General features: G+C 50.6%; 10 protein-coding genes. 7 read left to right on the top strand and 3 right to left on the bottom strand.

Annotated features, from left to right (window positions below; all coding sequences use genetic code 11):
* The first annotated feature begins 431 nt into the window (after positions 1 to 431).
* Positions 432 to 1,013 carry a hypothetical protein gene (locus IGR76_04460; protein MBF2077775.1) on the top strand — a complete coding sequence of 194 codons (582 nt, stop codon included), beginning with the start codon at positions 432 to 434 and terminating at the stop codon, positions 1,011 to 1,013.
* A gap of 792 nt (positions 1,014 to 1,805) precedes the next feature.
* Here IGR76_04460 and IGR76_04455 read toward each other — a convergent pair.
* Positions 1,806 to 3,332, bottom strand: coding sequence for a ferredoxin:protochlorophyllide reductase (ATP-dependent) subunit B (locus tag IGR76_04455; GenBank protein ID MBF2077774.1), 1,527 nt, complete (start codon positions 3,330 to 3,332; stop codon positions 1,806 to 1,808).
* A gap of 399 nt (positions 3,333 to 3,731) precedes the next feature.
* Between IGR76_04455 and IGR76_04450 the strand changes: the two genes are divergently transcribed.
* The gene (locus IGR76_04450; GenBank protein MBF2077773.1) at positions 3,732 to 4,304 is read left to right on the top strand and encodes a TRAP transporter small permease subunit; all 573 of its coding nucleotides are present in this window, start codon (positions 3,732 to 3,734) and stop codon (positions 4,302 to 4,304) included.
* A complete protein-coding gene (locus IGR76_04445; protein MBF2077772.1) occupies positions 4,288 to 5,625 on the top strand; it encodes a TRAP transporter large permease subunit in 1,338 nt (445 codons plus the stop codon). The genes IGR76_04450 and IGR76_04445 overlap by 17 nt, the downstream gene beginning before the upstream one ends.
* A gap of 143 nt (positions 5,626 to 5,768) precedes the next feature.
* Here IGR76_04445 and hslO read toward each other — a convergent pair whose 3' ends face one another.
* Positions 5,769 to 6,671 carry an Hsp33 family molecular chaperone HslO gene (gene hslO, locus IGR76_04440; GenBank protein ID MBF2077771.1) on the bottom strand — a complete coding sequence of 301 codons (903 nt, stop codon included), beginning with the start codon at positions 6,669 to 6,671 and terminating at the stop codon, positions 5,769 to 5,771.
* Positions 6,672 to 6,809: 138 nt separating this feature from the next.
* On the opposite strand from hslO, the gene IGR76_04435 reads away from it, so the two are divergent.
* A complete protein-coding gene (locus IGR76_04435) occupies positions 6,810 to 7,211 on the top strand; it encodes a hypothetical protein (GenBank protein ID MBF2077770.1) in 402 nt (133 codons plus the stop codon).
* Positions 7,212 to 7,242: 31 nt separating this feature from the next.
* On the opposite strand, the gene hisD is transcribed toward IGR76_04435, so the two are convergent.
* On the bottom strand, positions 7,243 to 8,592 hold the full coding sequence (hisD, locus tag IGR76_04430; protein MBF2077769.1) for a histidinol dehydrogenase: 1,350 nt from the start codon (positions 8,590 to 8,592) through the stop codon (positions 7,243 to 7,245).
* A gap of 235 nt (positions 8,593 to 8,827) precedes the next feature.
* Between hisD and IGR76_04425 the strand changes: the two genes are divergently transcribed.
* The 3 genes from IGR76_04425 to rpoB all read left to right on the top strand — a co-directional run.
* A complete protein-coding gene (locus tag IGR76_04425; protein ID MBF2077768.1) occupies positions 8,828 to 9,124 on the top strand; it encodes a 30S ribosomal protein S20 in 297 nt (98 codons plus the stop codon).
* 44 nt (positions 9,125 to 9,168) lie between these two features.
* Positions 9,169 to 9,951 carry a TatD family hydrolase gene (locus IGR76_04420; GenBank protein ID MBF2077767.1) on the top strand — a complete coding sequence of 261 codons (783 nt, stop codon included), beginning with the start codon at positions 9,169 to 9,171 and terminating at the stop codon, positions 9,949 to 9,951.
* A gap of 459 nt (positions 9,952 to 10,410) precedes the next feature.
* The coding region (gene rpoB / locus IGR76_04415) for a DNA-directed RNA polymerase subunit beta (GenBank protein MBF2077766.1) at positions 10,411 to 13,486 on the top strand (3,076 nt) is incomplete at its 3' end.

Genomic DNA, 13,486 nt, shown 5'->3' with positions numbered 1-13,486 from the left:
CAAATGCCTCAAATAGCACAACTCAGACTAAAGAGGACTCTACAGCAGAGCGTAAAGCCGAGTAAACGCTGCAGCCAATCCGGCGTGATTGCAAAAATACCTATCGTTTTGTATCGTCTTCAATAAAAACTTAACAAAGATTAGGTACACTAAACAGGAGATTCTGTAAAGAGTCCGGAATGAAGGTGTAGACACATCCGAACAAATCCCTACAGTTTCAAGCTGTTGAGCGATCGCTCACCCCAACTAGTTGAACTGTGTAGGTTATTCTCTCTCGATCAAATCAGCGATACTTGAAGCAAGCCATGGTTTGGTTTTGACGCCATCTGCGATGGAACTAGCCTTGCTCGCGAGTCGGGTGCTTTAACCACAAATCAGTTGATGTTTCAGCAGTTTTGATTCATCACCATCACGCGTTTGCGGAGGGGAATATGCCCAACCCGACGAAATATTCGGCAAATGATTCAACTCGCCTTGAATCCGCTTTTGTAGACGACCTCAAGCCATCTCAGACTCCGGATCTGTCCTCTTTTCAACGGATTGATACATCAGGTGCTGAGCTTGTATCAACCAAGTTCCGTGATTGCTGTGTGCGTCTTGATATGCAAGATTTACAGCAGTTTGAGATTTTGGAACATCAGTATGAAAAGTGGGGGGTTTCGTTCCAAAATGCGATCGCCCTTCAGCCTTCAAATCCGGCATTCCCAACCCGCGCTGGAAAGATGGTTGTGATGGGTGCGCCTCGTGCGGGTTGGATTGAGGCAAAATTCCATTCCCCGGTATCCTGTGTCAATAGTTTTGTAACCAGCTCGCGGCGGCTGGTGTTGTCGGCCTTCGATGCGTGCGATCGCCCGGTGGCCCATGTTGAGATGGAAGAGCCAAATCTTGGCGGATCAGATTCTCAGATTCCTCCTAACGCAAAACTCAGCTTGACTGCCGCCAATATCCACCGAATTACCCTATCCTGCCTGGGTGGACACATAACTCTGGATGAATTGAGTTTTAGTGCGTAGTTGCTGGGGGGATAACAGTCTCTATGGGGGAAAGCCCTACTGTTATTCCGAATCCGTCAGCATGGTGAGCATCGAGATCCTTGCAGTCTACGCAGATGCTGGGTTTGAGAGATAACAACAGGGCAATGACTTTGTAGTGTCCAAGCCAAGATGGAGTTTGCTAGGAAAATCTAGTGGCGAATTTTCCGCTCCCGAATAGGAATAGACATAAATTCACCGTAGAACTTGCTAAATCTCCAGAACCCTTGAATAGCCCGAAGAATAGGATTTCGAGCTACGGACTTGGTTGTATTAGGAGAAGCAGGAACGGAAGAGTTGGGAAAATTTGCGGATGAATTGACCATGGCGACCTCCTGGGGTCATGAGTGAGTTAATACGTTCAATAGGTTCACTGTAGACATTGCCGCTCGAACAATCAAAGCAATTGCTTGATACATTCGATGAAAGAAATTTGTAGAACATAGCGCACGCGCACAGTAACTCGCCCAAACCGACCTGCCGACATTGATCGATCTGCTCTTAGGGAGCGATCGCCCGATCCCGTTGAAGGGCTTGGACTCAGTCCTGATGGATGTCCTACTTCTAGTGTCGCTCGCCGCTAGGGGAATGAGTAGATACAGGGTTAACGAATTGTTTCGGTTACAGTGGCGTTTCTTGTCACTGTTATGGGGGCGATCGCCTCAAACTGTATTGGGACAGAGTGAAAAACAGACCAACAAAAACCCACAACGGCCAATTGCTGACGGTTGCGGGTTCATGCTCTCTACTTAAAACTGTGAAACTCAGCCTTATCTAGGCTCCGACGGCTTCTTTGGCGGCATACAGGACTTCAGCCGTGATTTGACCAATGCCCCGCTCCCGCGCGAACTTCTCGGTGTTCCGCTTCACTTTACCGCGCACAAAGCCCGGAATCCGGTTCAGCTCTTCCAAGCCATCCTTACTCCACGCCAGATCGGAGTCTGCGGTCATCGTCTTGGTAATCACCTCTTTCGTATCGTGACCGCCAAAGATTTCCAGCAGGTGATCCTCCATGCCCAGCGTAAAGGAGTTGTAGACCAGATCGGCGATTTGGTTTGTGCCCTCATAGCCCATAAACGGCTTGTAGCCGATGGGGAAGTTTTGAATATGAATCGGTGCCGCAATCACGCCGCAGGGAATATCAAGCCGTTTACCGACATGGCGCTCCATCTGGGTGCCGAAGATGGCGGCGGGTTCTAAACGGGCGATCGCATCCCCAATTTCAGCATTGTCATCGCTGATCAAAACCGAGTCGCAGTACTCACTAACCTGTTCTCTAAACCAGTCGGCATCGTACTTACAGTAGGTTCCAGCAAGGACAACGTGAATGCCCATCTCCCGTGCCAGGATTTTGGTTAAGGCGGCGGCGTGGGTGTTATCGCCAAAGACTACTGCCTTCTTCCCAGTTAGGTTCTGACAGTCAATCGAGCGAGAGAACCAGGTAGCCTGGGACACGTAGAGGGTTTGATCGTGGATAAAGGATTCATAATCCACGGTTGCGCCTTGGTCGTTCAGGATTTTTTGCATGGCGCGGATGCAGCGGGCGGTTTCGACAACGCCCATCGGCGCAATATCGACACACGGCATCCCAAACTCCTGGGTCAAATAGTCGGCCGTCATCCGACCCAGTTCGCGATAGGGCACCAGGTTAAACCAGGCACGGGGTAAGTTCTTCAGCTCGTGTACCGATGCGCCGTCGGGAATAATCGCATTGACCGTGATCCCCAGATCCGCCATCAGCCGCGTTAATTCGGTGCGATCGTGGTTGTGGTGAAAGCCCAGCGTCGAAATACCGATGATGTTCACCGAAGGGGTTTCGGTTTTCTCCGTTGCGAGATCTCCTTTTTTTCGGGCTTTTTCAATGTAAAACTGCACAATTTGCTGGAGGGTGCGATCGGCAGCCTGGAGTTCGTTGACCCGATAGTGATTCACATCGGCCAACAAAACATCGCTTTGGGCTTCCAACTGGGCACGTTCCACAAAGTTCTGCAAGTCTTCTTGCAAAATGCTGGAGGTACAGGTTGGGGTGAGCACGATCAAATCGGGATGTTCCTCATGATCTTTCCGCACAATGTTATCGACAACTTTTTCCTGGGATCCACGAGCCAGCACATTGCGATCGACAATACTAGCGGTTACTGGTGTAAAATCCCGTTCCCGCTCTAGCATGGAGCGCATTACGTTGAAATAGTCGTCGCCCAGTGGGGCGTGCATAATTGCGTGAACGTTCTTGAATGAGCTGGCAATCCGCAGCGTACCAATATGGGCGGGGCCAGCGTACATCCAGTAAGCCAATTTCATAAAAAAGGATCTCCCTTTTGAGGTGCGAGGTTCAATCGCTGAGGCAAGAATTGGCTAAGGCTTTGAGAATAAGGCTGTTTTTGATTGTTGCAGAGAGATGGGGTTTGTGGGCGATCGCTCCTGCTTGGCTCTCTCAAATATTTCTGGAAGGGCGATCGTTCAAATCCCTGACTGAAAAGACTCTCAGCGATTTACATTTCCGACAAACCGCCCAAAATGAGTCACAAATATTTAGAGTCCGTTGCGTTTCGCAAGATATGGATAGATCAACAACCAACGAAGAGCGCGTAGTTTTACCCATCGCTCACAGCCCAGTTCTGAAGAAGTCTAAACGCAACTCAAGCACTTTGAACTCAAGCGATACAATACTACAGCACAATGCTGAAGGCACCGCGCGGCATGCAAACGCTGCTTCGATTTTCACGGTGGATTGACAGGTTAAACGAAGGGATCGGACGGCTCGCGTCTTGGCTCGTTCTACTGATGATTGGACTAGGCGTTTGGAACGTGATTGGCCGCTACGGGGGCTATCTACTGCGAAGAAACCTAAGTTCCAATGCGCTTTTGGAAGGCCAGTGGTATCTCTTTGATTTGGTCTTCTTGCTGGGGGCTGCCTACACCCTGCGCCATAACGAACACGTCCGAGTTGATGTGCTTTATAGTACTTGGTCGCGCAAGCAGCGGGCGATCGCCAATTTGTTGGGTTCTCTCTTTCTGCTCATTCCATTCTGCGTGATGGTGATTTGGTTTTCCTGGCAGTCGGTCGTGGCCTCTTGGCAGATTTGGGAAATGTCGCCTGATCCGGGAGGATTGCCTCGCTACCCCATTAAAAGCATGATTATTGTCGGTTTTGTGCTGCTGATTCTCCAAGGCATTTCCGAGGCGATCAAAAACCTCGCAATTCTAACTGGACACAGCCCTTCACCTCAGTCCAACGATTCAGGAGCCTCCCACCATGACACTGCCCTATGAATGGCTAGGCCCCTGTATGTTCCTAGGAGCCTTGATGTTTTTGGCGATCGGCTATCCGGTCGCGTTTAGCTTGGGCGGGGTCGCCATCCTCTTTAGCATCATTGGCATTAGCTTAGGCGTCTTTGACCCTGTGTTTTTAACAGCTATGCCGCAGCGGATCTTCGGCATCATGAACAACGTCACGTTGCTGGCTATTCCCTACTTCATCTTTATGGGATCAATGCTGGAGCGTTCCGGCATTGCCGAGCGCCTGCTTGAAACGATGGGGATCTTGTTCGGACGCCTCCGAGGAGGATTGGCGTTGGCGGTTGTGCTGGTGGGTGCCTTGCTGGCGGCCACGACGGGGGTGGTCGCTGCAACGGTGGTGGCGATGGGATTAATTTCTTTGCCTACCATGCTGCGCTACGGATACAACAAAGAGCTATCGGCTGGGATCATTGCCGCCTCTGGAACGTTAGGGCAAATTATTCCCCCCAGTATTGTGCTCGTCGTGCTTGGCGATCAGCTAGGCGTTTCGGTGGGGGACTTGTTTATTGGTTCTGTAATTCCGGGCTTGATGATGGCAGGAGCATTTGCGCTGCATGTGCTGATTGTGTCCAATATTCGCCCTGACCTCGCACCGCCCCTACCGGATGAAGTGCTAAATATCCCGGGTAAGGTGCTGGCTAAGCAGGTGTTTCAGGTTATGATCCCGCCCACACTGCTGATCTTGTTAGTTTTAGGCAGCATCTTTTTCGGCGTTGCCACCCCGACGGAAGCAGGGGCCATTGGTGCCGTTGGGGCGATCGCCCTAGCCTTTTTGAACCGAAAGTTGAGTTGGCAGGAGTTAGGACACGTCTGTGACATTACGCTGAAAACGACCAGCATGGTGATGTTGATTCTCCTCGGTTCCACAGCCTTTAGCCTGGTGTTTCGAGGACTGAATGGCGATCGCTTTATTTTCGATGCCATGAGCAACCTCCCTGGCGGTGTGGCAGGCTTCCTAGCAGTCAGTATGTTCGTCGTTTTCGTCTTGGGCTTTTTTATCGACTTCTTCGAAATCGCCTTTATCGTCGTTCCGCTGCTTGCGCCTGTCGCTCAACAGCTCAACATGGACTTGGTTTGGTTTGGCGTTGTGTTAGGGGCAAATATCCAAACCTCTTTTCTCACTCCACCATTTGGCTTTGCCCTTTTCTACTTGCGCGGCGTTGCGCCGCCAGAAATTACCACGCGCCAAATCTACCGAGGCGTGATTCCCTTCATCCTGGTCCAGCTTTTCGTCCTAACCTTGATTATTCTGTTCCCGTCTCTGGTGAGCTTTCTACCGTCTTTGAGCCAGTGATATAAGCTTAGGGGACAAATCACAGCGCTGCAGTTTTCAACTCAAAACTGAAAAGCCAAAATTTAAAACTGGCACAAACAACCAGACTCCCAGACGCTGGCATGAGGCAACATTTCGAACGATAATCTCGCTCCATCCTCTGACTACCGGGAAGACTCGACTTTTAACTCTTCGATCAGTTGGCGGAGTTCTGTTGAGTTTGCTCGATAGTTCTCATTGCAAAATTGACAGATGGCCTCCGCGCCCTCGTCTTTCGCAATCATGTCTTCTAGTTCATCGGTTCCTAAAATCTTTAGGGCACCCATGACGCGATCGAAAGAACAGTCGCAGTTAAACTGCAACATCTGCGTTTCAGGGAAGATCTCCAAACCCATATCTCCGAGAAGACTTTCTAGAATTTGAGGCAGGGTTTGGCCTTCTCGCAATAACGAAGTGAAGCCAGCTAGACTTTCCAACCGCGACTGCAAAATCTCAACGAGGAGTTCGTCTACCGCCGCCTTTGGCAGAATCTGAACCAGCAATCCCCCGGCTGCAGTCACGCCTTGGGCTTCAGTAAATACTCCCAGCGTCAGCGCCGATGGCGTTTGCTCTGAGGTTGCTAGGTAGTGGGCGACGTCTTCCCCAATTTCACCCGTACACAGTTCAACCGTGCTGGAGTAGGGGTATCCGTGCCCCACATCTCGCACCACGTAGAGAAATCCCTGGGAACCTACGGCAGCACCTACATCTAATTTCCCGTTTGCGGTGGGGGGTAACTCGATTCCAGGATTTCCGACATAGCCACGAACGGTTCCGTCGAGTCCCGCATCGACCATGACAACCCCAAGGGGACCATTGCCGTTAAACCGCAGATTTACGCGCGACTCTGGCGTTTTCATATTGGATGCCAAGAGCAATCCAGCCGTCATGGCGCGCCCTAGAGCAGCCGTCGCAACGTAGGACAGATCATGACGCTGTTGCGCTTCCTCGGTTAACCGAGTCGTAATCACCCCAACAGCCCGAATACCTCCATTTGCCGCCGTTGCCCGAATGAGTTGATCTGCCATGAAACCTCTACATACTTCTTAACAGCCCTTCATCTATTCTAGAGGGTCAATTCGCTTCTAGATGGCACAGTCCAAAAGTGGGTCTGTCATACTAAAGGAACGATTAATGTTATAGCGGATCGCGATCCTGAAAACCCTATGTTTGGCACGTTCCAGCAAAGCAATCTCCGTATCGAGGTGAATGCATCTGAATCGACTATTCGAGATGTCCTCACCCGTCCTGAACATTTGAGGCACTGGATGTGGCCTCAAACATTGTCAAACATGAATGTAGCCAGCTTAAACGTGGGAGATTCGCTTACCAGTTGGATTGGCCCCATTTCCATTCATCATAAGGTGGATGCCGTTGATAGCCTCAGCATCCGTTTCCTGCTGAGTCAGGGCATTGATGGATTCCATAGCTGGCACTGGGGCGATGGCTGGATTCAGTCGGATTTAGAAGGTGTGTCCCTGTTACCGCTTAATTTAGGGCAAACGTTTGGCTTGCTTCGTCTAAAGGACTACTTGGTAAAACAGCAGATGCCAGCACCAAATCCATAATTGCCAAACCGAATGAAAACAGGACAATGGCTTAAGCGTTGGAAGCGGTAGAAGGAGACTGGTCATCGGGTTGCGATCCAGTACCAGAATCGCTTGTCCGAATCCGAACCGACTCCGCGTGGGAGGCTAAGCCTTCTGCCGTTGCGAGTACATCAATCGCATGGGCTGTTTTTTGCAGGGCTTCCGGAGAGTAGTGAATAATGCTGGAGTGCTTCATAAAGGTTTCAACGCCTAGGGCGGAAGCGTAACGAGCCGCTCCAGACGTGGGTAGGGTATGGTTTGGCCCTGCTAGATAGTCGCCCACAGCTTCCGGTGTTGACGAGCCTAGGAAAATGGCACCCGCATGGCGAATGTGCTCCATTAAACTCCAGGGATCCGCGACTTCAAGTTCTAGGTGTTCGGGGGCAAAGGCATTGGACAGTTCGGCGGCGGTTTCTAACGAGTCCACCACAATCACGACCCCGTAATGGGCGATCGCCTTTTCCGTCAGTAAGCGACGCGGATGGTTAATCAACTGCCGTTCCACTTCGTCCGCGACCTTTTGGGCAAGATCGTTATCCGTGGTAATCAAAATTGCTGCTGCCATCGGATCATGCTCGGCTTGGGCGAGTAAATCCGTCGCGATGTAGGTGGGATTGGCATAGCTGTCTGCAATGATGAGTACCTCCGAGGGACCTGCCAAAGAATCGATGCCGACGGTTCCGTACACCAGCTTCTTGGCCAACATCACGTAAATGTTGCCGGGCCCCGTAATCACGTCAACTTTGGGAATGGTTGCGGTGCCGTAGGCCAGCGCGGCGATCGCCTGGGATCCCCCCACGCGATAAATCTCTTGAATACCAGCTTCTTGTGCTGCCACTAAGACCGCCGGGTTAACAGTTTTTTCTCGCCCTGGAGGTGTCACCATCACAATTCGGGGAACCTGGGCAACCTTTGCCGGAATCGCATTCATCAAAACGGTACTAGGGTAGGCCGCCTGTCCACCTGGAACATAGATTCCCGCCCGGTCTACAGGCGTATATCGTTTGCCCAATACAATATTTGGGTCGCTGAACTGAACCCAGCTTTTGGGAACGCGCTGACGGTGAAACGCCTCGATATTACGACATGCCATCCGAATAGCGTCCAGGAGATCTTTCGAAACGTGCTGATAGGCAGCCTCCATCTCAGAGCCACTGACTTTCAGCTCCTCCGGCTTCAACGTTTGTTGATCAAATTCTTCGGTGAAATGCAATAATGCCTTGTCCCCTTGGCGACGCACCGCCTGGATGATTTCCCGAACGGTCGCCTCTTTGTTAAAGACCTGGTCATCGTGCGTGCGATCGCAAATTCGACGCAACTCTGCTAAGGCATCAGAAGATTGAGAAATAATTCGAAGCATTGCCATGGGCGGGTGAGAACGGGGTTAACGAAACCCGACATCTACAACATTCAGTCAGAATGACTCGAACTTCGGCAGTCAGATCGTTAGGAAATTATCCTGTGTCTAGCTTAACCTGTATTCTCAGTCAGTCATGCAGAATTCAAAGACATCTGTTACTGATCATCTGCGTCGTTTGTCCCAATATTTGCTATGATAGTGAATCCGTGGAAAATAAAGACAGAGGGGTCTTTCTGTGGCAAATATTAAGTCTGCGATGAAGCGTATCGAGATTGCGGAACGCAATCGGCTTCGTAACAAATCCTATAAGTCTGCTGTCAAAACATTATCTAAGTCTTGTCTTGCTGCCGCTGAAGCGTATTCTACCAACCCTACGCCTGACCAGAAGGAAACGGTAGATCAGCGTCTTGCAGCCGCATACAGCAAGATTGATAAGGCGGTCAAGCGTGGCGTTCTTCATCCCAATACGGGTGCCCGTAAGAAAGCTCGTTTAGCGAAAGCAATCAAGACTCAAACTGCCGCTGCATCCTAGGCAGATCGTCGTTATTGAGATCCTTGTTTCGCTAGCGTAGTTGCATGCAGCTGATCGACACCCACGTTCATATTAATTTTGATGTTTTCCAGCCGGACTTAGATGCGATCGCCCAAGCGTGGCGAGATGCAGGTGTCTTTCGTCTTGTGCATTCTTGTGTGGAGCCTTCAGAGTTCCATTCAATTCAGGCATTGGCTGATCGATTTCCAGAGCTGTTTTTTGCGGTAGGGCTGCATCCGCTTGATGTGAATCAGTGGTCGTCTGATACTCAAGCTGAAATTCAGCGCTTGGCTCAGTCTGATTCCCGCGTTGTTGCTATTGGAGAAACAGGTCTAGATTTCTACAAGGCAGACAACATCGCTCAACAGAAGACAGCGTTTGAGGCGCAACTCCAAATTGCGCGATTCCTGGATTTACCCGTGATCATCCACTGTCGGGATGCCGCTAAGGAAATGGCTCAGCTTCTGACCTCATTCTGGGAAACTCAGGGTGCTGTACAGGGCGTCATGCATTGCTGGAGCGGTACTCCGGAGGAAACACGGTGGTTTTTGGACTTGGGTTTTTTCATCAGCTTTAGCGGAATCGTGACATTCAAAAACGCTCAGGAGGTGCAGGCGTCGGCGCGTATGGTTCCAGGCGATCGCCTCCTGATTGAAACCGACTGTCCGTTTCTGGCTCCTGTGCCCAAGCGGGGCGATCGCCGCAATCAGCCAGCATACGTTCGTTACGTTGCCGAGTATTTGAGTGGGCTTAGGGGCGTATCTCTAGAACAGTTGGCTTCCCAAACGACACGCAATGCCTGTTCGTTATTTAAGCTCCCAGCTTGATATAGTCAATCCCAGGTGTGTCAGGCAATCAATATCTTCACCTGCTGTGTCAACTCGGAGCTGAATAGTGAAAATATCCCGAATTGCGGATCGTTACTAGATTTGTGGTGCATAATGCTTAGTACAGCCTTTTGTCAAGATCCGCTATGATAATATTGCGCGTTGTACTTACCCTTATGCTTACCGCAGCCTAAGAAGCATTCGTTTATCTCGCTGCTCAGTAAGCCTATCAGCCTTTAGCGATGACCCTTTTCCGAGTTGCTCCTCTGTTGAATAAGGACCGTGACGCTGCATTGGAATCGATTCTGAATCAGTTTGATTTGGCGCTTTTGGATACCCCCGCTCATCTCCAGCATTAGTTCTCTTACTGTGTCTTAGAGGACTAATGCTGTTGACGCATTTCACATTTATCTGTAAACTTTTACACTTGCCTAGGGCGTGACCTATTAGAGGAGACGCATGACGAACTTAACCCAGAGCATCCCTGCATTCACTCTACCAGACCTTGTTGAAATCCAAAGATCCAGCTTCCGATGGTTCCTCGAAGAAGGACTAACTGAGGAATTAAACAGTTACTCCCCCATTACAGACTACACAGGTAAGTTAGAGCTGCATTTCTTGGGCAAAGATTACAAGCTCAAGCGTCCGAAATATAGCGTTGACGAGGCAAAGCGCCGCGATGCAACCTATGCAGTACAAATGTATGTCCCTACCCGCTTGATTAATAAAGAGACGGGTGAGATTAAGGAGCAAGAGGTCTTTATTGGCGACTTGCCCCTGATGACTGACCGTGGAACCTTTATTATCAACGGGGCTGAGCGAGTCATTGTTAACCAAATTGTACGTAGTCCTGGAGTTTACTACAAGGCAGAAACGGACAAGAACGGACGTCGGGTTTACAACGCTAGCCTAATTCCCAACCGTGGCGCATGGTTGAAGTTTGAAACGGACAAGAACGATCTGGTATGGGTACGCATCGATAAGACCCGCAAACTTTCGGCGCAAGTCTTGTTAAAAGCGCTGGGGCTGAGTGATGGCGAAATCTTTGATGCCCTTCGCCACCCAGAATATTTCCAAAAGACGATTGAAAAGGAAGGTCAATTCAGCGAAGAAGAAGCGCTGATGGAACTTTACCGGAAGCTGCGTCCAGGGGAGCCTCCCACGGTTTCAGGGGGTCAGCAGCTTCTGGACTCACGCTTCTTTGATCCAAAGCGGTATGACTTGGGTCGTGTAGGTCGATACAAGTTGAACCGCAAGCTGCGACTCAGTGTTCCTGATTCGGTGCGGGTTCTCACGCCCCAGGATATCCTAGCCGCGATTGATTACCTCATCAACCTAGAGTTTGATATTGGCAACGTTGACGATATCGATCACCTGGGGAATCGTCGGGTGCGCTCTGTTGGAGAACTGTTGCAAAATCAGGTTCGCGTAGGTCTGAACCGATTGGAGCGCATTATCCGAGAGCGGATGACGGTGTCCGATGCTGATTCTCTAACCCCAGCCTCTTTGGTGAACCCTAAGCCTCTGGTAGCAGCTATCAAAGAGTTCTTTGGTTCGTCGCAGCTTTCTCAGTTCATGGATCAGACAAATCCTCTCGCTGAGCTAACTCACAAGCGTCGTCTGAGTGCCCTTGGCCCCGGTGGACTGACCCGTGAACGCGCAGGTTTTGCAGTTCGGGATATACACCCCTCGCACTATGGCCGGATTTGTCCGATTGAAACCCCGGAAGGGCCAAATGCAGGTCTCATAGGTTCTCTGGCTACCCATGCGCGTGTAAATGCCTATGGATTTATTGAGACACCGTCCTATCCTGTCGAAAATGGTCGTGTCCTGAAAGATCAGCCCCCTATCTACATGACTGCAGATGAGGAAGATGATCTTCGGGTTGCACCGGGTGATATTCCCGTCGATGAAAATGGCTACATTCTGGGGGACACGATTCCTGTCCGCTATCGCCAGGAATTTACAACTACTGCACCGGATGAAGTGGACTATGTAGCGGTTTCGCCTGTGCAAATCATTTCGGTGGCGACTTCATTGATTCCGTTTATCGAGCACGACGATGCAAACCGAGCGCTGATGGGTTCTAACATGCAGCGTCAGGCTGTGCCTCTGCTGCGCCCAGAGCGACCCCTTGTGGGAACCGGACTAGAAGCTCAGGCTGCCCGTGACTCCGGTATGGTGATTACCAGCCGTGTGGATGGTGAGGTCACTTATGTAGACGCTAACTATATCCGCGTTCGGGATGACCATGGCAATGAAATAGTCCATGTTCTTCAGAAATACCAGCGTTCTAACCAGGATACTTGCTTAAACCAACGTCCTATCGTTTTTTCGGGCGATCGCGTCGTCGCGGGTCAGGTAATGGCTGATGGCTCGGCAACGGAAGGAGGAGAACTGGCACTGGGGCAAAATGTCGTTGTCGCTTACATGCCTTGGGAAGGCTACAACTACGAGGACGCAATCCTAATCAGCGAGCGCTTAGTTTACGAAGATGTTTACACCTCAATTCATATCGAGAAATATGAAATTGAGGCTCGCCAAACCAAGCTGGGGCCTGAAGAAATTACGCGAGAAATTCCCAACGTTGGGGAAGATGCCCTTCGCCATCTCGATGAAAATGGCATTATCCGTGTGGGAGCTTGGGTGGAATCGGGCGACATCCTGGTGGGTAAGGTGACGCCCAAGGGTGAGTCAGACCAACCACCTGAAGAAAAGTTGCTGCGAGCTATCTTCGGTGAAAAAGCACGGGATGTGCGCGACAACTCTCTACGGGTTCCCAACGGTGAAAAAGGACGGGTTGTAGACGTTCGAATCTTCACCCGTGAACAAGGGGACGAACTGCCTCCAGGTGCAAACATGGTGGTTCGAGTTTATGTCGTCCAGAAGCGAAAGATCCAGGTCGGTGACAAAATGGCAGGACGTCACGGCAATAAGGGAATTATTTCCCGGATTTTGCCGATCGAAGATATGCCTTACCTGCCGAATGGTACGCCTGTTGACATCGTGCTGAATCCGCTGGGTGTGCCGTCTCGTATGAACGTAGGGCAGGTGTTTGAATGTTTGCTAGGCTGGGCTGGCCATAACCTAGGAGTCCGGTTCAAAATTACGCCCTTCGACGAAATGTACGGTCAAGAAGCGTCGCGGAGTGCGACCCATGGAAAACTCCTGGAAGCGCGAGAAACGACGGGCGAAGATTGGGTCTTCGATCCTGAAAATCCTGGAAAAATTCAGTTGTTTGATGGTCGTACCGGAGAACCCTTTGATCGTCCAGTCACGGTCGGCACCGCCTATATGCTGAAACTGGTTCATCTTGTGGATGACAAGATCCATGCTCGGTCTACAGGTCCATACTCTTTAGTTACCCAACAGCCGTTGGGTGGTAAAGCACAGCAAGGTGGTCAGCGCTTTGGAGAAATGGAGGTTTGGGCTCTGGAGTCCTTTGGAGCCGCTTACACCCTGCAAGAACTGCTGACGGTTAAGTCCGATGATATGCAGGGACGAAATGAAGCATTGAATGCAATTGTGAAGGGTA

This window comes from Synechococcales cyanobacterium T60_A2020_003 (assembly GCA_015272205.1).
Taxonomy (GTDB): Bacteria; Cyanobacteriota; Cyanobacteriia; order RECH01; family RECH01; genus JACYMB01.
This window is presented reverse-complemented; position numbering and strand designations above follow the sequence as displayed.

What these genes read in the sequence shown, in the direction of transcription:
- IGR76_04450 (MBF2077773.1), top strand. Translation starts at nt 3,732, where the DNA reads ATGCAAACGCTGCTTCGATTTTCACGGTGGATTGACAGGTTAAACGAA.
- IGR76_04435 (MBF2077770.1), top strand. Translation starts at nt 6,810, where the DNA reads ATGTTTGGCACGTTCCAGCAAAGCAATCTCCGTATCGAGGTGAATGCA.
- IGR76_04460 (MBF2077775.1), top strand. Translation starts at nt 432, where the DNA reads ATGCCCAACCCGACGAAATATTCGGCAAATGATTCAACTCGCCTTGAA.
- hslO (MBF2077771.1), bottom strand. Translation starts at nt 6,671, where the DNA reads ATGGCAGATCAACTCATTCGGGCAACGGCGGCAAATGGAGGTATTCGG.
- hisD (MBF2077769.1), bottom strand. Translation starts at nt 8,592, where the DNA reads ATGCTTCGAATTATTTCTCAATCTTCTGATGCCTTAGCAGAGTTGCGT.
- IGR76_04455 (MBF2077774.1), bottom strand. Translation starts at nt 3,332, where the DNA reads ATGAAATTGGCTTACTGGATGTACGCTGGCCCCGCCCATATTGGTACG.
- IGR76_04445 (MBF2077772.1), top strand. Translation starts at nt 4,288, where the DNA reads ATGACACTGCCCTATGAATGGCTAGGCCCCTGTATGTTCCTAGGAGCC.
- IGR76_04420 (MBF2077767.1), top strand. Translation starts at nt 9,169, where the DNA reads ATGCAGCTGATCGACACCCACGTTCATATTAATTTTGATGTTTTCCAG.